19 protein-coding genes and 1 tRNA gene are annotated in these 21540 nt (G+C 71.1%); 2 read left to right on the top strand and 18 right to left on the bottom strand.

What is annotated here, in order from left to right; all coding sequences use genetic code 11:
* Nucleotides 1-58 precede the first annotated feature (58 nt).
* Nucleotides 59-1447, bottom strand: a complete 1389-nt coding sequence (locus CF165_RS29850) for a cytochrome P450 (protein ID WP_143268695.1) — start codon at nucleotides 1445-1447, stop codon at nucleotides 59-61.
* A gap of 77 nt (nucleotides 1448-1524) precedes the next feature.
* On the opposite strand from CF165_RS29850, the gene CF165_RS29845 reads away from it, so the two are divergent.
* A complete protein-coding gene (locus CF165_RS29845; RefSeq protein ID WP_093950925.1) occupies nucleotides 1525-2097 on the top strand; it encodes a TetR/AcrR family transcriptional regulator in 573 nt (190 codons plus the stop codon).
* On the opposite strand, the gene CF165_RS29840 is transcribed toward CF165_RS29845, so the two are convergent.
* From CF165_RS29840 to CF165_RS29825, 4 genes are all read right to left on the bottom strand, one after another.
* Entirely contained in the window at nucleotides 2087-3031 is a 945-nt protein-coding gene (locus CF165_RS29840; RefSeq protein WP_093950924.1) for a TolB-like translocation protein, read from the bottom strand. The genes CF165_RS29845 and CF165_RS29840 overlap by 11 nt on opposite strands.
* Nucleotides 3028-4260 (bottom strand): MFS transporter, encoded by a 1233-nt coding sequence (locus CF165_RS29835; RefSeq protein WP_093950923.1) that lies wholly within the window; start codon nucleotides 4258-4260, stop codon nucleotides 3028-3030. The genes CF165_RS29840 and CF165_RS29835 overlap by 4 nt, the downstream gene beginning before the upstream one ends.
* A gap of 8 nt (nucleotides 4261-4268) precedes the next feature.
* A complete protein-coding gene (locus CF165_RS29830; protein WP_093950922.1) occupies nucleotides 4269-5828 on the bottom strand; it encodes a discoidin domain-containing protein in 1560 nt (519 codons plus the stop codon).
* A 266-nt stretch (nucleotides 5829-6094) separates the two neighbouring features.
* Nucleotides 6095-6409, bottom strand: a complete 315-nt coding sequence (locus CF165_RS29825) for a hypothetical protein (protein ID WP_240521855.1) — start codon at nucleotides 6407-6409, stop codon at nucleotides 6095-6097.
* A 3-nt stretch (nucleotides 6410-6412) separates the two neighbouring features.
* Between CF165_RS29825 and CF165_RS29820 the strand changes: the two genes are divergently transcribed.
* On the top strand, nucleotides 6413-6658 hold the full coding sequence (locus tag CF165_RS29820) for an aldo/keto reductase (RefSeq protein ID WP_240521854.1): 246 nt from the start codon (nucleotides 6413-6415) through the stop codon (nucleotides 6656-6658).
* 136 nt (nucleotides 6659-6794) lie between these two features.
* Here CF165_RS29820 and CF165_RS29815 read toward each other — a convergent pair whose 3' ends face one another.
* The 13 genes from CF165_RS29815 to CF165_RS29755 all read right to left on the bottom strand — a co-directional run bounded on the left by CF165_RS29815 (nucleotide 6795) and on the right by CF165_RS29755 (nucleotide 21531).
* A complete protein-coding gene (locus CF165_RS29815; protein ID WP_093950921.1) occupies nucleotides 6795-7862 on the bottom strand; it encodes an NAD(P)-binding domain-containing protein in 1068 nt (355 codons plus the stop codon).
* A gap of 260 nt (nucleotides 7863-8122) precedes the next feature.
* Nucleotides 8123-9370, bottom strand: coding sequence for a GGDEF domain-containing protein (locus tag CF165_RS29810; RefSeq protein WP_093950938.1), 1248 nt, complete (start codon nucleotides 9368-9370; stop codon nucleotides 8123-8125).
* Nucleotides 9371-9875: 505 nt separating this feature from the next.
* A complete protein-coding gene (locus tag CF165_RS29805) occupies nucleotides 9876-10652 on the bottom strand; it encodes an SRPBCC family protein (RefSeq protein ID WP_093950920.1) in 777 nt (258 codons plus the stop codon).
* A gap of 89 nt (nucleotides 10653-10741) precedes the next feature.
* Nucleotides 10742-11596: an FAD binding domain-containing protein gene (locus tag CF165_RS29800; protein ID WP_093950919.1), complete on the bottom strand. Its 855-nt coding sequence runs from the start codon at nucleotides 11594-11596 to the stop codon at nucleotides 10742-10744.
* Nucleotides 11593-14034: a xanthine dehydrogenase family protein molybdopterin-binding subunit gene (locus CF165_RS29795; protein ID WP_093950918.1), complete on the bottom strand. Its 2442-nt coding sequence runs from the start codon at nucleotides 14032-14034 to the stop codon at nucleotides 11593-11595. Before CF165_RS29795 ends, CF165_RS29800 begins: the two co-directional genes overlap by 4 nt.
* Nucleotides 14034-14558, bottom strand: a complete 525-nt coding sequence (locus CF165_RS29790; RefSeq protein ID WP_093950917.1) for a (2Fe-2S)-binding protein — start codon at nucleotides 14556-14558, stop codon at nucleotides 14034-14036. Before CF165_RS29790 ends, CF165_RS29795 begins: the two co-directional genes overlap by 1 nt.
* Before the next feature lie 202 nt (nucleotides 14559-14760).
* A complete protein-coding gene (locus tag CF165_RS29785; RefSeq protein WP_093950916.1) occupies nucleotides 14761-15873 on the bottom strand; it encodes an XdhC family protein in 1113 nt (370 codons plus the stop codon).
* On the bottom strand, nucleotides 15866-16978 hold the full coding sequence (locus CF165_RS29780) for a vWA domain-containing protein (RefSeq protein WP_093950915.1): 1113 nt from the start codon (nucleotides 16976-16978) through the stop codon (nucleotides 15866-15868). The genes CF165_RS29785 and CF165_RS29780 overlap by 8 nt, the downstream gene beginning before the upstream one ends.
* 36 nt (nucleotides 16979-17014) lie before the next feature.
* Nucleotides 17015-17088, bottom strand: a tRNA-Arg gene (locus CF165_RS29775).
* 307 nt (nucleotides 17089-17395) lie between these two features.
* Nucleotides 17396-19165, bottom strand: a complete 1770-nt coding sequence (locus tag CF165_RS29770; protein ID WP_093950914.1) for a glycosyltransferase family protein — start codon at nucleotides 19163-19165, stop codon at nucleotides 17396-17398.
* 48 nt (nucleotides 19166-19213) lie between these two features.
* Nucleotides 19214-20092, bottom strand: a complete 879-nt coding sequence (locus CF165_RS29765) for an AAA family ATPase (protein ID WP_093950936.1) — start codon at nucleotides 20090-20092, stop codon at nucleotides 19214-19216.
* A 37-nt stretch (nucleotides 20093-20129) separates the two neighbouring features.
* Nucleotides 20130-20708, bottom strand: coding sequence for a nucleotidyltransferase family protein (locus CF165_RS29760; protein WP_093950937.1), 579 nt, complete (start codon nucleotides 20706-20708; stop codon nucleotides 20130-20132).
* Nucleotides 20701-21531 (bottom strand): IclR family transcriptional regulator domain-containing protein, encoded by an 831-nt coding sequence (locus CF165_RS29755; RefSeq protein WP_093950913.1) that lies wholly within the window; start codon nucleotides 21529-21531, stop codon nucleotides 20701-20703. Before CF165_RS29755 ends, CF165_RS29760 begins: the two co-directional genes overlap by 8 nt.
* Nucleotides 21532-21540: the final 9 nt, after the last annotated feature.

Genomic DNA, 21540 nt, shown 5'->3' with positions numbered 1-21540 from the left:
GATCCCGACAGCGCAAGATCCCGACAGCAGGCCGCGGGGGCGCCCCCCGTTTTCCACTTTACCGGAGGGCACCGACATTTTCGGTCGTCGCGCGCACCCGCGGCCGCAGGGTGAACCCGCTCGGCTTGAGCGTCAGCGATTCGACGATCTCGAGTTCGTACGCCGGATCGACGTCGAAGTCGTAGCGCTGCAGCACCATCCCGAGGGCCAGCACCGCTTCGTGCAGCGCGAACTGACGGCCGATGCAGGCGCGCTCGCCCGTCCCGAACGGCTTGTACGCCTGCGCCGGCCGCTTCTTCACCGCAGCGGGCTCGAACCGGTCCGGGTCGAAGACCTCGGGATCGGCCCACACCTTCGGGTCGCGGTGGAGCAGCGGGAGCGGCACGATCACCCAGTCGCCCTTGCGCATCCGGTACTTCCCGCCGAGCACGACGTCTTCGCGAGCCGCGCGGGCATAACCCGGCGCTGTCGGCCAGAGCCGCATCGCCTCGTCGAGCACGCGACGCACGTAACGCAGCTTCGCGACGTCGGAGAACGCCGGCTCGCGGCCGTCCCACACCGCGTCGACCTCGGCGCGGGCCTTCGCCAGCAGCTCGGGGTGGCGGGTCAGGTAGTACAGTGCGAACGACAGCGCGCCGGACGTCGTCTCGTGGCCGGCGACGACGAACGTGATCGCCTGGTTGCGGATGTTCACCGGGTCCAGCCGCTCGCCCGTCTCCGGGTGGCCTTCGGTGAGCATCAGGCCGAGCAGGTCACGGCTCTCCTCGCCGCCGCGGCGCCGCCCGGCGATGACCTCGTCGACCAGGTTCGTCATGGTCGCGATGTCGGCCCGGTTCTGCGCGGCCGACCCGGCGAACGCGCGCCGGATGAACGGCAGCTTCGCGTTCTGCAGCTGCGCGAACCGCAGCGCGCGGAGCATCGCCGTGACGAACGGGTGCGGCTCGACGCGTTCGAAGGAGCCGAAGCGGTAGCCGAACCCGGCCAGGCCGATCGTCTCGAGGGTCAGCCGCGTCATGTCGGCGGAGACGTCGACCGGCCCGGTCGCCGCGTCCCACGCCGCCACGAGCTCGCGGGCGGCCTCCAGCATCACCGGGTGGTAGCGGCGCATCGCCTCCGCGGAGAAGGCCGGCTGCAGGATGTCGTGCGCCAGCCGCCAGTTCGGCTCGTGCGTGTGCGCGGTGAACAGGCCGTCGCCGCCGAGCGCGCGCAGGTTCTCGACGCCCATGCCGACGTGCTTGCCGAACTTCGTCTCGTCGTTCAGCTCGGTGACCAGGTCGACGCCGGAGACGAGGACGACTTCCATGTCGAAGAACTTGCGGCTGAAGATCGGCCCGAGCCGCTTGCCGAGGCGCACGGTGTCCTGCAGCGGCGTGCGGGGGTTCGCCCCGAGCAGGTCGCCGACCAGCGGCAGGCGGCCCGGCCGGTGCGGAATCCCGGTGGTGTCCACGGCAGCTCCCTATTGAACCCGAATCCAATAGGGTCACGATCCCCCGCTGTTGAACCTGTGTCAAGTAAGCTCGGGAGATGCGGACGAGGCTGAGCACCGAGCGGCGGCGCGAGCAGCTCCTGGCCATCGGCGCCGGCTTGTTCGCGAAGCGGCCGTACGACGAGGTGTGGATCGACGAGGTCGCCGAGATCGCGCAGGTCTCGCGCGGCCTGCTGTACCACTACTTCCCGACCAAGAAGGACTTCTTCGCCGAGATCGTCCGCGGCCAGCGCGACCAGCTCCTGGAGATGAGCGCGCCCGACCCGGCGCTGCCCGTGACCGAGCAGTTGCGGGCCGGGCTCGACGTCTACCTGGAGTTCGCGCGCACCCACCCCGACGGCTACCGGATCGTGCACCGCGCCACCGGCGGCGCCGACGGCGAGATCCGGGAGATCCGCGAGGCGGGGATGACCGCGAACGCCGACCGCATCCTGGCCGCGCTCGGCGAGCTGACCACCGTCACCGAGACGACGCGGGTGGCCGTCCGCGGCTGGCTGACGTTCGTCGCCACGGTGATCCTCGACTGGCTCGACCAGCCGAAGATCACCCAGGACGAGCTGCGCGACCTCTGCGTCCGGACGCTGTTCGCGGCGGTGGGCGTCACCCCGTGACGGCCGGCGACGCGGCGTCCCCGGCGAGTTTCCGCGGCGCGCCGGAGCCGTCCGCCGGAACGGCCCAGACGGCGTTGTCCAGTCCATAGAGGACGGTGTGGTCGTCCGGCCAGAGCGCCTGGTCGTCGACGCTGCGGGTCTCGGCCAGCTCGGTCTCCCGCTGGCTAGCCAGATCCAGCACCGAGAGCCGCCAGACGCCCGCGCCGACCTTCTTCTTGAAGGCGACGCGCTTGCCGTCCGGAGACAGCGACGGGCATTCGACGTTCTCCCTGACCGCCTTCCCGCGAAAACGCGCGTAGTCGGCTTGGACGAGGTACGTCTTGCCCTTGCTGCCCAGGGTGGCGTAGAAGCGGTTGCCGTCGGGGGCGAAGGTGATGCCCCAGTAGTTGACGTCGGACGCGAAGTAGCGGTCGCCGACGACGAATACCGGCAGCTCCTCGATCGTCTTGACGAGCCGTCCGCTGTCGACCTCGTAGAGCCCCGCGCGGGTCGAGAAGCCGGTTTGCGCGTAGGAATCGCCGGTGACGAACAACGTCCAGGAGACGCGCTTGCCGTCCGGCGACACCCGGGCGCGGCTCGGCGTGCCCGGCAGCGTCTCGGTGTGGCGGACGCCGAGGTGGTCGTCGAGGACGAGGACGTCGGTCACCGCCGGGAGCGTGCCCGGCTGCACGGCCAGGCACACCGCGGTCTGTTTCGCGACCGCGAACCGGTCGCACTTCAGGGCACTGAGCTGCGGTTTCGCGCTTGGATCGGCGAGCGGGACGGCGCCGACCCGGCCCGTCGGGACACTGCGGAACAGCAGCTGCCCGGGCGCCAGGGTCAGCTGCGCGACAGGTTCGGCATCCGCACTGTCGTGGCGGGCGCTGACCGTGTACGTGACAGCCGCGGCGACCAAGAGCGCGGTTCCGGTGAAGGCGAGGACGAGTTTCTTCACGGCCGCACCGGCTTCACGAACGCGGCGGCGAGCGCGACGGCGGCCAGGCAGGCCGCCGCGACGAGCACCGCGGGCCGCAGGTCCCACAGCGTCCACGCCAGTCCGAAGAGGACGGACGAAAGCATCCGGGCCACGGCCTGCCCGGTCTGGACGACGGCCATCCCGGTGGCACGCAGCCCGGCCGGGATGAGCGGGCCGGCGGCGGCCATCAGGACGCCGTCGGTGGCCGCGTAGAACACACCGTGCAGGCCGAGGGCGACGACGGCGAGCCAGAGCCCCGCCCGCGGACCGCAGAGCAGCACCAGCGCCACGACCAGCGCGGCGTGCCCGCCGAGGAACACCGGCCAGCGGCCCACCCGGTCGGCGAGCCTGCCGAGCGGCACGGCCAGCACCAGGTAGACCCCGGCCGTGCCCAGCGGCAGCAACGGGAAGAACGTCGCCGCGATCTCCCACCGGCGTTGGAGGACCAGGTAGACGAACGAATCGCCGACCGTCACCAGGCCGAGCAGGGCCGCCCACAGCGTCACACGCCGGAAGTCCTCGGCGCGTAGCAAGCCGAACGCGGCTCTCGCGGAGACGGCCGCGCGGTCGACCGCGCCGGGACGGTCGCGGACGAACAGCGCGAGCAGGAGCACGGCGATCGCCGCGACGCAGAAGCTGGTGAAGAACACGCTCGGATAGCTGCCGAGGCTCAGGGCGAGGACCGCCATCGCCACCAGCGGGCCGAGGAACGCCCCGACGGTGTCGAGCGCGCGGTGCACCCCGAACGACCGGCCGAGCGCGTCCGGTTCGCTGCTGAGGGAGATCAGCGCGTCGCGCGGGGCGGTCCGCATCCCCTTCCCGGTGCGGTCGGCGGCGAGGACGACGCCGATCGCCGCGACCGACGAGCCGGCCGCGATCAGGCCGAGCTTGCACACCGCGGACAAGCCGTACCCGAACCCGGCGACCGCCTTGAGCCGCCGCCACCGGTCGGCGAGGTGCCCGCCGAGCACCCGCACGACCGCCGTGGCACCCGCGTAGAGGCCGTCGAGCAGGCCGAACTGCAGCGGGTTCAGGCCGAGGCCGAGCACGAGGTAGAGCGGGAGGACGGCGGTGACCATCTCCGACGAGACGTCGGTGACCAGGCTGACCACGCCGAGCGCCACGACGTTGGCGGACACCCGTTTCAGCGCGGGTTTCCGCTCGGTGCCGGCCGCCACGTCCGAGGTACGGCTTGCCGCGATGTACATGCCGGGGCCTACTGGTGGCAGGTGTAGGTCGGGCTGCTGTCCAGGACCTTGCCGTCGACGCCGATGAGCTGCGTCTGGAACGACGTGTCCGTCATCGACAGCTTCAGGACGCCGAAGGTCTTGAGCAGCTTGGCGGTCGTCGGGTGGGCCGACTTCAGGTCGTACAGGCCGGCGCCGCCGGAACCGCCGACGATCTCGACGGGACCGCTCGCGTCGGCCTTGCCGCCGGCGTTCTGCGGCACGAACCGCTCGTAGTCGTGGTCGTGACCGTTGAGGACGAGGTCGACCTTGTTGGCGACGAGGAGGTTCCACAGTTCGGTGCTGTCGGTGTTGTCACCGTGGTCGCCGGAGCTCCACCGCGGGTGGTGGTAGTACGCGGCGACGCAGCCCTTGGTGTTACTGGCCAGATCCTGCTTCAGCCAGGTGATCTGCGGCGGCTCGGCGAAGTCGTCGTGGGTGACGAAGTCGTTGGAGTCGAGGGCGATGAAGTGCCAGTTGCCCATTTCCCAGCTGTAGTACCGCTGGCCCTGGGGCTTGGCGATGGCGCCGAAGTACTGGTCGTAGCCCGTGAACCCGGAGTAGGACTCGTGGTTGCCCGGGATCGGGTGGGTGATGCTCTTGAACTTGCCCCAGGTCTTGTCGTAGTAGTTCTTGAAGTCGGCCAGGGTGGGCTCGTCGTACTGATTGTCGCCCATGGTGATCACGGCCGCGGGCGCGATGTTTTCGACGAGCTTCGCGGTCTTGGGGTGGACGCAGCCCGAACTGCTCGCCGTGCACTGTTCGGCGATGTCACCGGCGGCGGCGAGGACGAAGCTCGTCCCGCTGCCCGCCTTGGTCTTCGCGGTGATCGGCGAGCTGGCCGGCGACGTGTTGCCCGCGGCGTCGCGCGCGCGGACGGCGTAGGTGTAGGAGGTGTCCGGCGTGAGCCCGGTGTCGGTGTAGGACGGCGTTGTGCTGGTCGCGACGGCTGTGCCGTTGCGGAGGATGTCGTACCCGGCGACGCCGACGTTGTCGGTCGAGGCGTTCCACGTCAGCGCGACGCTCGTGGCGGTCGCCGTGCCCGCGGCGAGGCCGGCCGGCGTGGTCGGGGCCTGGGTGTCGCCCGAGGAGTCCGTGGTGCCGAAGACCTGCATCTCCCAGAAGGAGTAGCCGTAGCTGGTGCCGCGGGTCAGTCCCACGAAGCGGACGTACCGGCCGTGGGCGTCGAGGCCGCCGAGGTCGTCGATCTTGCCGTCGCCGGTGTCGACGGTGGCCGCCGTGGTGAACGACGTGCCGTCGTCGGAGACCTCGATCCGGTACTTCTTGGCGTAGGCGGCTTCCCAGTCGAGGAGCACGCGGTGGATCGTGGCGGCCTGGCCGAGGTCGATCCGCAGCCACTGCGGGTCGGAGCCTTCGGCGCTGGCCCAGCGGGTGGTGGTGCTGCCGTCGACGGCCTTGGCACCGGTGTACGAGGAACTCTCGGTCGTCGACGTGGCAACGGGCTTTCCCTGCGACAGCAGGACATCGGCGGCCTGCGGGGTGGCCGCCGCGGCGATCGCCGAGGGCAGCAGCACCACGGCGGCGATCACCGGGGTGAGTCGGGCAAGAGGTCGTAGTCGTGTCGAAGGCACGTCGCGCTCCTTACGGGCCTGGCGGTGGCTGGTGGGCTGCGGCGTCGGGTTAACGTTCGGCAAACAGTTAAGAAAGTTTCTTAACTATTCGGACTGTAACGACGGGTCGTCCCGGATGACAAGACTTGTCTTGTCCTTGAATCGGTCAAGAGGGTGAGTTTCCGACGGTTTCCGCTGCTCAGCACGTGTGTCGATGAGCGGGATACTGCCCCGTGGCGCGGGACTCAGCTCGAGCGGGGCGGCGCCTGCAAACCGGAAAAGACCGTAGCGATGAGACGTCGATCCTGCGCGGCGCCGTCGTCGTTGTTCGCGACGCGCCAGAGGAAGCTCATGAGCATGATGATGTCGGCGGGATCGTGCCCGGCCGCGATGGTGCCTTCGGCCACGCACGCGTCGACGAGCTTCTTGACGGCCGCGGTGGTCGGCGCCCACGACGCGCTGACGAGCTCCTGGGCCGCGCGCTCTGGGACTTCGCCGACCGCGACGAGGCGTCGAACCGCGCGATCATCGAGGCGGTCGGGAAGGTCGCGGCCGCGCACGGCGTGAGCCGCGCGTCCATCGCGCTGGCGTGGCAGCACCGCCAGCCGGTCGTCACGGCTCCCCTGGTCGGCGCCGGCTCGGTCGAGCAGATCGACGACGCGGTGGCGTCGCTGGACGTCGAACTCACCGACTCGGACGTGCGCGCGCTCACCGCCCCCTACACGCCACGGTACGACTGGCAAGGAGTCTCGGACGAAGCGACCATGGCAGCGATCCGCGCCCGCGTGCCGGGAATGGCGTTGACGTGAGCATTTCCGTTGCGGGGCAAGGGAAACCGCATTTCGGGGAAGATCACCCGATTCAGCGATGGTGTTCGCACAGATGTTCGGTAGCTTTGGTCGTATGCCTCTTACCGACCTCGTCTTCGTCTTCCGGCGAAGACCTTCACCGCTCCGAACGCAGCAGCGTCCGGATCTCCGTCACCGCGGCGCGGCCCGCCCGGTTGGCGCCGATCGTGCTCGCCGACGGCCCGTACCCCACCAGGTGCAGGCGCGGCTCCAGCACCACCCGCGTGCCGTCCATGCGAATCCCGCCACCGGGTTCGCGGACGTGCAGCGGCGCGAGGTGGTCGATCGCCGCGCGGAAGCCGGTGGCCCAGAGGATCACGTCGGCGTCGAACCGCGAGCCGTCCGCCCAGACGACGCCGTCCGGCGTGATGCGGTCGAACATCGGCCGCCGGTCGAGGATCCCGGCCGCGCGGGCGGCCCGCACCTCCGGCGTCACGGCCAGATCGGTCACGCTGACAACGCTTTCGGGCGGCAGCCCGGCCCGCACCCGCTCGTCGACCTTGGCGACGGCGTTGCGTCCCCAATCCTCGCTGAAGGGCTCGTCGCGCCACGCGGGCGGCCGGCGCGTGACCCAAGCCGTCGCGCGGGCGAGCGGGGCGAACTCCATGAGCAGCTGAACGGCGGACGACCCACCACCGACCACGACCACCCGGCGCCCGCGGAAGTCTTCCGGTCCGGTGTAGTCGGCGGTGTGCAGCTGCCGCCCGGCGAAGGTCTCCTGGCCGGGATAGCGAGGCCAGAAGGGACGGTCCCAGGTCCCGGTGGCGCTGATGACGGCCCGCGCGGCCCAGGACTCCACCGGGCTCGAGACGATCAGCCGCTCCCCCTCCCGCGTCACGGACTGGACATCGACGGGGCGGAGGACGGGGAGGTCGTAAACGCTTTCGAAGCGCGCGAAGTATTCGGAAACGACTTCGGAGGCGGGGCGCGTCACGTCCGGCGTGCCGAACGCCATGCCGGGCAGGTCGTGGATGCCGTGCACCTTCCCGAGAACCAGCGACGGCCACCGGTACTGCCAGGCACCTCCGGCCCGCTTCCCGTGATCGAGCACGACGAACCCGCTCCGGTTGGCAAACCCGGCCCGCCGCAGGTGGTAGGCGGCGGACAACCCGGCTTGCCCGGCCCCGATGACCACCACGTCCGTCTCGTGATCCGCGCCGCTCATAGAAGGTGCAACGACAGGCGCGGCGGCGTATTTCGCGCGCTACATCACAGCGGCAGACCTGCGAACGGCCACGGCGGTCCGGCGCCGGCCGGACCCGGACCACACCATCGTCCCTATCGCAGCCAACCCGATCTGCGCCGTTCTCCGCGCAACCCGGCGCCCACACCACGAGCCGACCGCGACCAGCCCCGCTACGACACAGCCCAATCCCCCATCACCGCAAGCCGTGCTCGGCGCAGCCAACCCCCCGAACCGTCTCCTCACACCGCGACCCGGTTGCGACCGGCCTCCTTCGCCCGGTACAGCGCCGCGTCGGCGGTGCGGAGGACATCGTCGAGGGCCGGGCCCGCGTCCGGGTGCCGCGCGACCCCGATCGACACCGAAAGGCCGCTCACCCGGACCGTCCCCGTACCCGTACCCGTACCCGTACCCGTACCCGTCGAGATCACCACGTTCAGCTCGCCCACCGCCACCCGCACCCGCTCGGCGATGGCGAGCACGTCGGCGCGGCCGATGCCCGGCAGCAGCACCACGAACTCCTCACCGCCGAACCGGCCCACCGTGTCGCCCTGGCGCACCGAACCGGAGATCGCCACCGCGACGGCGGCCAGCACGTCGTCGCCGGTCAGGTGGCCGTAGGTGTCGTTGATCCGCTTGAAGTGGTCGAGGTCGATCATCAGCACCGCGAAGCCTCCGTCGGTGCCGCGGCGCTGTGCGCGGGCGTGCTCGCGCACAGCGGATTCGTGCCAGCCGGCGGTGTTGAGCAGCCCGGTCTTCTCGTCGGTGACGGCCGCGACTTGCAGCTGCTGCTTCAACAGCAGGTAGCGGTGCAGCAGCAGCAACGGCGCCACGACGAACAGCACGAGTACCGGCTGCTCGACCAGTGCGAGGGCGGCGAGCCCGCCGAGACAGAGGGTCGCCAGCTCGAACGCGTTGTCCTCCCACGTGCCGACGAGGTCGGCCGCCGAGCGCTTGCTGGTGTACAGGTAGATGCCGGCCGCCACGAGGCCGACGTTGACCAGCTCGAACACCGCGGCCGCCAGGCAGAGCGCGAACAACCCGCGCGGCGTCTGCAACGGCGTCCCGTGCAGGCCCAAGACCGCCAGAACGGAGGAAGCAGCGAAGCAGGAGAGCATCGCCCAGGCCGTGCTCGCGACGAAACGGTGGGCGGGCCGTGTACGGACCTGTCGCCACACGCGCACCCACAGGTGCGTGTAGAGCACGACGGCCAGCAGCGCCACCCAAGCGGGCGGGAGCAGGACGACCCCGGCGAGGTACCAGACGGAAGTGACGTTGATGTGCGTCTGCCCGCTCATCCACCGGCGCAACCGCTCGATGCGGCGCGACATCTCGGCCTGGACCACCCCGAGGGCGACCAGCACGGCGAACCACACCGGACGCACCGGGCCGCCGAACCCGGTGGCCAGCGCGGTCCCGGTCGCGACGACGGCGAACAGTTCGCAACCGAGGGCATAAGCGATCCAGCGGGTCTTGGCACCGCCCCACATCGCCCACCGCACGGGCCAGCCCGGCCAGGTCGAAAGCGCTTCCCGGCGCAAGGCGGCCTGCGCTCTCAAGAGCCGAGGCCACAGACGTGACGAACCGGCATCGTGACGTACCCCTTGCGCGAAGTTCGGCCGACCAGGTAGCCCAGCGTAGCCGTTCCGGCGAGCCGCGTCGCCAGTCCGGGGGAATTGCGGGCAGCGCACCTGCTCGAAGACCCGCCCAGGGTAGATCAGCCCAGCTCAGCAACCCACCGGCAGCTCACCGAAGGAGGATGCCAAAGCCCGGCCACCGGCGCGGATCAGCTCACTCGCGCAACGGGCGCACTCGCCACCCAACCACCGCGGCAATACCGACCAGCACCGGAGCCACCGATCGAGCGCGGACGGGGACACCGCCCGGGCACGCCACCGACGCAGCTCCGCTCACTTGCGCAACGCCCGCACGATCGCCATAAACCACAACCACCGACGGGACACCGCTCAACCCGCGCCACCAGGGCGGATCAGCTCACTTGCGCAACGCGCGGATGATCGCCACCAACCCCACCACCGCGGCGATCCCGACCAGCACCGGCGCCACCCGCTTGAGCACCGACTGGCCCGCGTAGTCGAGCAGGTCGATCGCTTCGGTCTCCGGGGGCGCCGGGACGCTGTGCAGCGCCGGCCGGTCCGCGGGTTTGGCCTTCGGCTCCGTGTTGATCTCCGCCGTGGTCGGGGCCTTCACCGCCGGTTCGGGCTTGGCCACCGGCTCGGCCGTGGCCGTCGGCTCGGTTGTCGGCGCGGCCGGGTCCGGTACCGGCTTCGCGGCCGGCTCGGCCGCCGGTTGCCCGGCCGCCGGCTTCTCCGGGGCCAGCTTGCCCGACAGGCACCCCGCGAACGTGTCGAGGATCTTGCCGCCCACCTCGCTGATCAGGCCGCGGCCGAACTGGGCGGGCTTGCCCGTGATCGCCAGGTCCGTCGCCACCGCTCCGTGGGTTCCGCCCTCGGCCTCCGTCAACGTCAACGTCACCGTCGCGGCCGCCGTGCCCGCTCCGCGGGAGTCCTTGCCCGAGGCCTTGATCGTGACCTTGTGCGCGGCTTCGTCCTTCTCCAGGAACTCGCCGTTCCCCTTGTACAGCAGGGAAATCGGCCCGAGCTTGACCTTCACCGTGCCGCTGAACTTGTCCCCTTCGACCTTGGTCAACGTGGCGCCCGGCATGCACGGCGCCACGCGCTCGGGGTCGACGACCGCCTGCCAGACCTCGCCGATCGGAGCCGGGACGGTGAATTCGTGGTCGAGCCGCACGGGCCGACCTCCTCTCTGCCAGTCCTTGAGGTGTCCGGTGCCCACCCTAGCCGCCGCCGGGACGGCGGCCAGGGGGACGAACGGACGGCTCAGGCTCCGGCCGCCGCCGCGATGGCCCGGCCCGTCAGCACCTCCGCGAGGTGACGGCGGTATTCGACGTCGGCGTTGCTGTCGACCGGCGGATTCGTGCCCTCCGCCGCGTGCGAAGCCGCCGCGGCGATCGAGTCGGCCGAGGCCTGGACGCCGACCAGCGCCGCTTCTACGCCCGACGCGCGGACCGGCGTCGAGCCCATGTTCGTCAGCGCGACACTGGCCTCCTCGATGACACCCCCTTCGGTGCGGACAGTGACCGCCACCGCGACCATCGACCACGCCTGGGCGACCCGGTTGAACTTCTCGTAGTGCGCCCGCCACCCCGTGTGCTTGGGCACGCGGACCTCGACCAGCAGCTCGTCCGGGGCCAGCGCGGTGGTGAACAGGTCGCGGAAGAAGTCCGCGGCCGGTACCGTGCGGCGCCCCGAAGGCCCGGCCACCACCAGCGAAGCGTCCAGCGCCAGCACCGGCGCCAGCAGGTCGCCGGCCGGGTCGGCGTGGGCGATCGCGCCGCCGAGCGTGCCGCGGTGGCGGATCTGCGGGTCGGCCACCGTGTCCGTCGCCTCTTTGAGCAGGGCCGCGTGCGAAGCCACCAAGGCGTCCCGCTGGACGTCGTAGTGCGTCGTCATCGCGCCGATCACCAACTCGTCGCCCTCTTCGCGGATGCCGCGCAGTTCGGCGACGCGCCCGAGGTCGATCAGCGTGGTCGGCGCGGCGAGCCGCATCCGCAGCACCGGCAGCAGGCTCTGGCCGCCGGCCAGCACCTTGGCGTCCTCGCCCGCCGACGCCAGCGCCTGGATCGCTTCGTCCACTGTGGACGGGCGGACGTAGTCGAACGGAGCCGGGATCACTGCGCACCTCCGGTGGCGTCGATGGAACCGAGCCCGCCGCCCGCTTCGCCGCGGCCGGGGCCGCCCGCGTCGGTGGTGCCGTGCTGGATGGCGTGCCACACCCGCATCGGGGTCAGCGGCATCTCGATGTCGTCGACCCCGAACGGGCGCACCGCGTCGATCACCGCGTTGACCACCGCCGGGGTGGACGCGATGGTCCCCGCCTCGCCGACACCCTTCGCGCCGAGCGGGTTCGTCGTCGACGGCGTTTCCGTGCGGTCGGTGGTGAACGACGGCAGGTCGGCCGCCGAGGGCAGCAGGTAGTCGGCGAACGTGCCGGTGGTGAGCGTGCCGCTCTCGTCGTGCTCGGTGCCTTCGAACAGCGCCTGCGCGATGCCCTGCGCGAGCCCGCCGTGCACCTGCCCCTCGACGATGAGCGGGTTCACCGCGACGCCGACGTCGTCGACGCAGACGTACGAGCGCAGCTTGATCCGGCCGGTCTCGGTGTCCACCTCGGCCGCGCACAGGTGCGTGCCGTGCGGGAACGAGAAGTTCTCCGGGTCGAAAGTCGCGTCCGAGTCGAGCGACGGCTCGACCCCGTCCGGCAGGTTGTGCGCGAAGAACGTCGCGAGCGCGACGTCGCCCATGGTCGTGGACGTGTCGGTGCCCTTCACGGTGAACTTGCCGCCGGCGAACTCCAGATCGTCCTCGGCGCATTCGAGCAGGTGCGCCGCGATCGGCTTGGCCTTGGCGACGACTTTCTCCGCCGCCTTGACGATGGCGATCCCGCCGACGACCAGCGACCGCGAGCCGTAGGTGTCCAGGCCCTTGTGCGAGGACTGCGTGTCGCCGTGCAGGATCTCGACGTCCTCGAACGCGACACCCAGCTGGTCGGCGACGATCTGGCTCCACGCCGTCTCGTGGCCCTGGCCGTGCGCGGACGCGCCCGTGGTGACCTCCACCTTGCCGGTGGGCAGCATCCGGATCGACGCGTACTCCCAGCCGCCGGCGCCGTAGTCGAGCGAGCCGAGCACCCGCGACGGCGCCAGCCCGCACATCTCGGTGAACGTCGAGATGCCGATGCCGAGCTGCACCTTGTCCTTCGCCGCGCGGCGATTCTCCTGCTCGGCGCGCAGGCCGTCGTAGTCGAAGAGCTGCTTGGCCTTCTCGGTCGCGGCCTCGTAGTTGCCGGAGTCGTAGGTCAGCCCGCACACCGTGGTGAACGGGAACTCCTCGTGCTTGATCCAGTTCTTCTCGCGCAGTTCCAGGGGGTCCATGCCCAGTTCGACGGCGAGTTCGTCCATGATCCGCTCGATCGCGAACGTCGCTTCCGGGCGGCCGGCGCCGCGGTAGGCGTCGGTCAGCGTCGTCGTCGTGTACACGTTGGTGCACGCGAAGTGGTACGCCGGGATCTTGTAGATCGCGTTGAACATGAACGCGCCGAGGATCGGGACGCCCGGGCCGACCAGGCCGTTGTACGCGCCGAGGTTGGCGAGCAGCTCGACCTTCAGGCCGGTGACCCGGCCGTCGCGGGTCGCCGAAATGGTGATGTCCTGGATCTGGTCGCGGCCGTGGTGGGCGGCGAGCATGGTCTCCGACCGCGTCTCGTTCCACTTGACCGGTTTGCCGAGCTTCTGCGCGATGAGCAGCGACATCATCTCTTCGGGCAGGACGCCGATCTTGCCGCCGAAGCCGCCGCCGACGTCCGGGGCGATCACGCGCAGCTTGTGCTCGGGGATACCGAGCGTCAGCGCCGACATCACACGCAGGATGTGCGGGATCTGCGTGGCCGACCACACGGTGATCTGCGCGCTGGTCGGGTCGACGACGCACGCGCGCGGCTCCATGAAGGCCGGGACCAGGCGCTGCTGGCGGAAGCGGCGCTTGAGCACGACCTCCGACGAGCTGATCGCGTCCTCGACGTTGCCGCCGGTGCCCGCCTCGGCGGAGTCGAACTTCCAGACCGCGTTCGTGTTGGTGCCCAGGTCTTCGTGGACCAGCGGCGCACCGTCGGCGATGGCGGCTTCCATGTCGAGGATGACCGGCAGCTCGTCGTATTCGACGTCGATCTCCTCGAGCGCGTCGTGCGCTTCGGCCGACGACCGCGCGACGACGACCGCGACGCCCTCACCGGCGAAGTTGACCGTCCCGGCGGCCAGCACCGGGCGGCGCGGCGCCTTCATGTCGGGCGTGATCGGCCACGCGCAGGGCATGCCGAACGCACCGTCCGGATCGAGGTCCTCGGCGGTGTAGACGGCGATGACACCGGACGCGCTCTTCGCCGCCGACGTGTCGATCGAGACGATCTTCGCGTGCGCGTACGGGCTGCGCAGCACCGCCAGGTGCAGCATGCCGGGCAGCGTGATGTTGTCGGTCCAGCGGGTGCGGCCGGTGATCAGCCGCTCGTCCTCCTTGCGGCGGCGAGACTTCCCGACCTCCGGTTCGATCGTGGCGGTCATCAGTCACCACCCACGCCGACATGCTTGTTCTCGGCGATCCGCTCGGCTTCGGGGCCGGCGCCGGGACTCATGTGCTTCGCGGCGTCCCGGACCGCGCGGACGATGTTCTGGTAGCCGGTGCAGCGGCAGAGGTTTCCTTCCAGCCCCTCGCGGACGGCGTGCTCGTCCGGGTCGGGGTTGTCGGCCAGCAGGTCGATCGACTGCATGATCATCCCGGGCGTGCAGAACCCGCACTGCAGCGCGTGGTTGTCGTGGAAGGCCTGCTGCACCGGGTGCAGCTTGCCGTCGCGGGCGAGACCTTCGATGGTGGTGACCTCGCAGCCGTCGGCCTGGACGGCCAGCACGGAGCAGGACTTCACGCTGTGCCCGTCCAGGTGGACGGTGCACGCGCCACAGTTGCTGGTGTCGCAGCCGACGACGGTGCCGACCTTGCCGAGCCGCTCCCGCAGGTACTGCACGAGCAGGGTGCGGGGTTCGACTTCGTCGGTGTACTTCGTCCCGTCGACGGTGACGGTGATGCGCATCAGGCCTCCAAAAGCGGTTCGGGAACGGCCTGCCCGACAGTGATCGGGCTCACAAACCCCGAGCGTGCTACGCGACCTTCGCGCCGACAAGCCCTGATGTCACACGTTCAACTACTGGTTCCGCAGATACGCGTCGAGACGCGACACGACTCCGCATGTGCGGACATCCGGACGGGTGAACTTTTATCGGCCCCCTCCGGCGTCAGCCGTGGATCCGCCCGGAAAGCTCCGCGAGCCGCTTGCCGCCGCCGCCCCAGCGGAGCGCGATGATCTCCGCCGCGATCGACACCGCCGTCTCCTCCGGCGTGCGCGCCCCCAGGTCGAGGCCGATCGGCGAAGACAGCTTCTCCAGCTCCGCCTCGGTGATCCCCGCCTCGCGCAGGCGCGCGAAGCGGTCGTCGTGGGTCTTGCGGGAGCCCATCGCGCCGACGTAGCCGACGTCCAGGCGCAGCGCGACCTCCAGCAGCGGGACGTCGAACTTGGGGTCGTGGGTGAGCACCGCGATCGCGGTGCGCTGGTCGATGCGGCCGGCGTCGGCCTCCGCACGCAGGTAGCGGTGCGGCCAGTCGACGACGACCTCGTGCGCGTCCGGGAACCGGCTGGCGGTGGCGAACACCGGCCGCGCGTCGCACACCGTGACCTGGTAACCGAGGTAGGCGCCCATGCGCGCCATCGCGGCGGCGAAGTCGATCGCGCCGAAGACCAGGAGCCGCGGCGGCGGCTCGAAGGAGTTGACGAACACCGCCATCCCCTCGCCGCGGCGCTGCCCGTCCGGGCCGTAGTGCAGGGTGCCGGTGCGGCCGCTGGCCAGCAGGCCGCGCGCGTCGTCGGCCACCGCGTCGTCCATCCGCGACGAGCCCAGCGAACCCGCCGTGCGGTCCGGCCACACGATCATGTGCTCGCCGACCAGGCCTTCGCGTTCGTGCTCGATGATCGTGACGACCGCGACCGGCTCGCCCCCGCGCACGGAGGCGACGACCTCGCCGAGCTCCGGCATCGACTCGCGGTCGACCGGCTCGACGTAGATGTCGATGATCCCGCCGCAGGTCAGGCCCACCGCGAACGCGTCGTCGTCGGTGACGCCGTAGCGCTGCAGCACCGGCTTCCGCTCGGCGACGACCTCCTGCGCCAGCTCGTAGACCGCGCCTTCGACACAGCCGCCGGACACGCTGCCCGCGACGGTGCCGTCCCCGGCGACGACCATCGCGGCGCCGGGCGCCCGCGGCGCCGAAGAAAAGGTGGCGACCACGGTGCCGAGCCCGACCGTCTCCCCCGCCGACCAGCGGCGGAACACGTCGTCCAGTACGTCACGCATCGGAAATCTCCCCGAGCAGTCGTTCCAATGTGGCCAGGGTGTGCCCGGCCAGCAGCCGGTCGATGTGGGGCAGCGCGGCGACGATGCCCGATTGGACCGGCGCGTACCCCGCGCGGCCGGCGTGCGGATTCACCCAGAATACGGCGTGCGCGAGCCGGCGCAGCCGGGCGAGCTGTTCGCCGAGCAGCGCGGTGTCGCCGCGTTCCCAGCCGTCGGAGAACACGGTGACCACGGCGCGGCGCGCCACACCGCGCTGCCCCCAGCGGTCGAGGAACGCCCGCAGCGTCTCGCCGAGCCGGGTGCCGCCCGCGAAGTCCGGCACCGCCGAGCCCGCCGCGAGCATCGCGCGTTCCGGGTCGCGCTGGCGCAGCTGGCGCGACACCCGGGTCAGCCGCGTGCCGAGCGTGAACACCTCGACGAACTGCGGAGCGGACCGCGTGAGGACGTGCGCGAACCGCAGCAAGGCGTCGGCGTACGGGCTCATCGACCCCGAGACGTCGATGAGCAGCACGATCCGCCGGGGCCTGCTGCCGCGCCGGACGTGCGCGAGTTTCCGGGGTTCGCCCCCGCTGGCGAGCATCGCCCGCAGGGTCCGCGAAGGATCGAGCCGCCCCCGCCGCGACGGGGTCTTCCGCGCGGCCGGCCTCCGCGGCGGTCGCGGGCGGAGGGTGGCGAGCAGCTCGCGGAGGTGTTCGCGCTCGGCGGTGGTCAGGGCGGCGAGGTCGCGGTGGCGCAGCACCTCTTGGGCACTCGCGGCGACCTTGAGCTGGTCGTGACCGTCACCGCCCTCGGCGTCGCCGCCTTCCGCGTCGACGAGGGGCGCGATCCGAGCCTGCTTCGGAACGGCGGCCTTCGCGCGCTGCGGGGCCGGCGGCTCGAGGGAAAACCACTGGCCGAACGCCTCTTCGTAGTACGGCAGGTCGTCCGGGCTCGAACACAGGGTCAGCCGGCCGGCCCAGTACAGCTGCGTGGGCTCGGCGACGTCGACCTCGGCGACGGCCGCCAGGTACGCCTGTACGCGGTGCGCGTCGCAGGCGACACCGGCTTCGCGCAGTGCGGCGGCGAACCCGGCGTAACCGGCGACGGGGTCGGCGGCGGTGGTCATGCCTCCATTGTGCGCGCATTCGAGGTGCACTGTCGGTGTCCCGGCGAGGATTCGAACCTCGGACCTCGGCGTTCGTAGCGCCGCGCTCTGTCCTGCTGAGCTACCGGGACGGAGCGGTCTGCGCACACACCCCTCCCCGGGCGGGCGCGCAGACCGCGCTCTTCGCCGCAGCCGACCCAAGGTAGCGGCGGGTGGGCGCGAAGAGCCTCGGAAAAGAAAGGGAATTTCAGCGAACGGCGCGGGAGATCGTGCCGCAGCGGTTCCGGTATCGGGTCACGATCTCCTCCTCTCGGTGGTCTCGTCTGCTGTGCTGGGAAAAGAATGCCCGAGTCCCCCGGGTGCGGGCAACGCAATTAAAAGCGCCCGTCCCGGAAGTCCTTTGTGGACTTCCGGGACGGGCGCTTTCGCGGCTTGGCCTCAGGCGGCGACCTTCATGCCCGGCTGGATGTTCGCGCAGCCACGCAGGCCCGCCGTCTTGTTCAGCTCCAGGATCGGCGGCAGCGTCTTCTGCGCGTACGCCTGGAGTTCCGCGAGCTTGGTGTCGTCGACCAGGTCGCGGCGGACGTGGTAGCTGACCCAGTTGCGCGAGTCCACGGTCATGTCGCCGATCTTCGGGTTGAGGAAGATCGTCGCGTAGTCGCGCTCGAACCGCGGGTCCTGGTTGAACTGCAGCGTGGTGATCCACGAGCCGATGAACGTGATCAGCTCGGGCTTGGCCTGGGTGAAGACGTAGTCGCGCAGGCCCTGCATGTCGGCGCGGTGCAGGTAGTCGGCGATCGGCTTGTCGCCGAGGCCGGCCAGGTCGAGCACCCGGATGCGGCTGCCCAGCGACGTCCCGCCGAGGTCGATGAGGCCGACCTGGGCGGTGTCGGGCAGCTTGAGGATGTCCGCGAAGCCGTTGATGGCCTGGGCGTCGCGCTCGGCGACGATGCACATCGCCGTCTTGACGTTGGCGCGGTAGCTCTTGCCCTGGTCGTAGAGCCCGCTCACCGAGCTGACCAGCGCCACCACGAGCAGGCAGGCGAGCACGATCCGGCCGCGCAGCCGGGCCGCGGCCAGTGCCTCGACGACCACGATCGCGCCGCCGAAAGCGCCGAGCGTCCAGACCGGGGTGGCGAACCGCAGCTGCCCCATCCAGTCGAACTCGAGCACGATGTAGGCGACCACGGTGAGCCCGAACGGCACCAGCAGCGCGATCAGGCCGGTGCGCAGCCGCGACGGCCGGACCAGCAGCATCACCAGGCACGCGACGGCGACCGCGACGACCAGCCAGCCGACGTAGGACACGATCTCGCCGGGACGGGCGAGGTCGTCGAGGGTCGGCGGCTCCTGTCCCTTCGCGACGGCGGTGTTGGGCACCAGCCGGCCGAACTCGAACCACCGGAAGATCACGTACGCGCCGTACGGCACGGCGAAGCCGGCGACGGAGACGACGACGGCGCGGATGCTGCGGCCGAGCAGCTCCCGCTTGAGGAACAGCGCCGCGACGATCGGGTAGGCGCCGGCGTAGATGATCCCGTCGGGCCTGGTCAGCGCGGCCAGCATGGCGATCAGGCCGGTACCGAGCGCGACCTGGGTGTCCAGGAGCCTGCCGCCCTGGACGGCCCGCAGGATCAGCACCGCGAGCGCGGCGACGGTGAGCGCGTAGAAGGAGTTCTCGAGCCCGGAGAAGCACCAGATGACGAACGACGGGATCGCGGCGAGCGAGGCACCGGCGACGAAGGTGATCAGGGCCGGGCGGCGGCTGAGGGTCTTCGCGCCGAAGTAGAACAGGACGAGGACGCCGGCGCAGCAGGCGAGCGCGAGCCCCTTCGGGAAGAGGATCTGGTCGTTGACGCCGAAGAGCGTGCCGTGGTCGAACAGCCCGACGAGCTTGCCGAGGGCGAGCAGGACCATCCAGGTCGGGTTGGAGTACCCCTCGACCGGCGCGGCGCCGGGCTGGAGCACCGGCCCGAAGCCGTCGGCGACGTTGCGCGAGTAGGCGAACGTGATGGCCGCGTCGTCGATCAGCCAGCGGCCGTACAACGACGCGTGCGCGGCGATCAGCGCGGTCCCGCCGAGCACCGCGGCCACGGCGGCGAGCTTGCCCCGCCACCCGCGCCTAGCGGTCGCCGTCCCGGCCGGTCCCGGCCGCTCCGGCTCCGCTTCCGACGGCGGTCTCGTCTCCGTCGTCTCCGCCACGCTCATCCGCAGGTCCTCCCCCGCTCCGCCACACCGGGCACGCCGACCGGGTGGTCAGGCGAACAAGGCGTCGAGTTTCGCCCTGACCCGGTCGAGGTCTTCGCTGTATTTAAGGACGGCCCCGAGCGTCCGCGCCGCCGTTGCCGCGTCCAGCTCGTCACGCCCCAGAGTCAACAGAGCCCTCGCCCAATCGAGTGACTCCGCTACTCCCGGTGGTTTCAGCAGGTCCATTTCGCGGAGCCGATGCACCGCTTCAGCGATCTGCCGAGCCAGAACTTCACCTATTCGCGGGATCCTACGGCGCAGGATCGTGACCTCCCGCACCAGGTCCGGGTGTTCGAGCCAATGGTAGAGGCAGCGCCGCTTGAGGGCGTCGTGCACCTCCCGGGTCCGGTTCGAGGTCAGCACCACCAACGGGGGATGCTCGGCGCGGACCTCGCCGTACTCGGGGATGGTCACGGCGTGTTCGTCGAGCAGCTGCAGGAGGAAGGCTTCGAACTCGTCGTCGGCGCGGTCGATCTCGTCGACCAGCAGCACGCACGGCGCGCTGATCAGGGCCTGCAGCAGCGGCCGGGCCAGCAGGAAGCGCTCGGTGTAGAGCGAGCGCTCGGCGGTCTCGACCTCGATGTGCCCGTCGCCGGCGGCCTCCAGCGCGCGCAGGTGCAGGAGCTGCCGCGGGAAGTCCCACTCGTAGAGGGCCTGGGCGGCGTCGATGCCCTCGTGGCACTGGAGGCGGATGAGCGGCAAGCCCAGCGCGGCGGCCAGCGCGAGGGCGAGTGACGTCTTGCCGGTGCCCGGCTCGCCCTCGCAGAAGAGCGGACGGCCCATCCGCAGGGCGAGGAACCCAGCGGTCGCGAGCCCGTCGTCGGCGAGGTAGCCGGTCGCGTCGAGCGCGGCGGCAAGTTCTTCAGGCGAGGCGAGCGAGTCCGTCACGGTGTCGATCGTAGGCGGCGCGGAAGCCGCGTGCGGGTCAGCGCCCGGGCAGGTCGGCCCGCCGATCGACGTCCCGGCCGCTGCCGAGGTCACCGCACTCGACGAGCCGGAGGTCGGTGCGGGTGGCGAGCCAGTCGCGGGCACCGCGGTCGCCATGGGCGGCGTCGGCGATTTCGGCCCACCAGCGCCGTCCGAGCAGCACGGGGTGGCCGGGGACACCGTCGTAGGCGGCGCGGGCGACCGTTTCGGTGGACGCGTGCGCGGCGACGCGGGCGAGCACGTCCGGGCCGGCCCACGGCAGGTCGACGAGGTGAACGAGGGCGGCGACGGGGCCTTCGGTGGCCTCGAGCGCGGTCAGGCCCGCTTTCAGGGAGGCGCCCATGCCGGCCTCCCAGTCTTCGGCCCGGACGGCTTGGGAGGGATCGGGCAGCAGGGCGAGGACTTCGTCGGCGGCGGCGCCGACAACCACGCGAACCGGGGCACAGCCCGCCTCGGCGAGGGTACGCAGGGCCCGGAGAACGAGAGGTTCCCCGTCGAGTTCGGCGAGAGCCTTCGGGCCACCGAACCGGCGGCCCGCTCCGGCGGCGAGGAGGAGACCGGCGACCGGTTCAGCCATGGGCGCGGCCCGGGGCACCGACCGCCAGGTCCGCTTCGATCGCGCGGGCCGTCTCCAAGAGCGGGGGGACCAGGTTCTTCTCCACCGACTCCGCTGTCGTGCGGCTCGCGTGCGTCGACAGGTTCACCGCCGCCACCACGCGGCCCGTGCGGTTGCGGATCGGGGCCGCCACCGAACGGAGGCCTTCCTCCAGCTCCTGGTCGACCATCGCCCAGCCCTGGGCGGTGACCTTGGCCAGCTCCGCGCGCAGGCGGTCCGGTGCGGTGACCGTGCGTTCCGTCAGGCGGTCGAGCCTCGCCACCACGAAGTACGCCTCCAGCTCCGCCGCGCTCAGCCCGGCCAGCAGCACGTGCCCCATCGACGTCGCGTACGCCGGGAAGCGGGTGCCCACGTTGATGCTGACCGTCATGATGCGGGAAACCGCCACCCGCGCCACGTAGACGATGTCCGTGCCCTCCAGCACCGAGACCGAGCTCGACTCGTGCACCTCCGCGGACAGGCGCTCCAGGTGCGGCTGCGCCACCTCCGGCAGCGTCATGCTCGACAGGTACGAATACCCCAGCTCCAGCACCCGGGCCGTGAGCGAGAAGTACTTGCCGTCGGTGCGGACGTAGCCGAGGTCGGTCAGGGTCAGCAGGAACCGCCGCGCCGCCGCGCGGGTGAGGCCGGTCGCGCGGGCGACGTCGCTCAGGGTCAGCTCCGCCGCGCCCGCGTGGAAGGCCTTGATCACGGCCAGCCCGCGCTCCAGCGACTGCACGTGGTGGGCGCCACGGTGCGCCGGCTCTCCGTCCAGCTCGGCTTCGATGGGCCGCCCCACGTCCATGCCCGGCAC

This window comes from Amycolatopsis vastitatis (assembly GCF_002234595.1).
Taxonomy (GTDB): Bacteria; Actinomycetota; Actinomycetes; order Mycobacteriales; family Pseudonocardiaceae; genus Amycolatopsis; species Amycolatopsis vastitatis.
The sequence above is the reverse complement of the archived record's forward strand: the minus strand, read 5'-3'. Positions and strand labels throughout refer to the sequence as shown.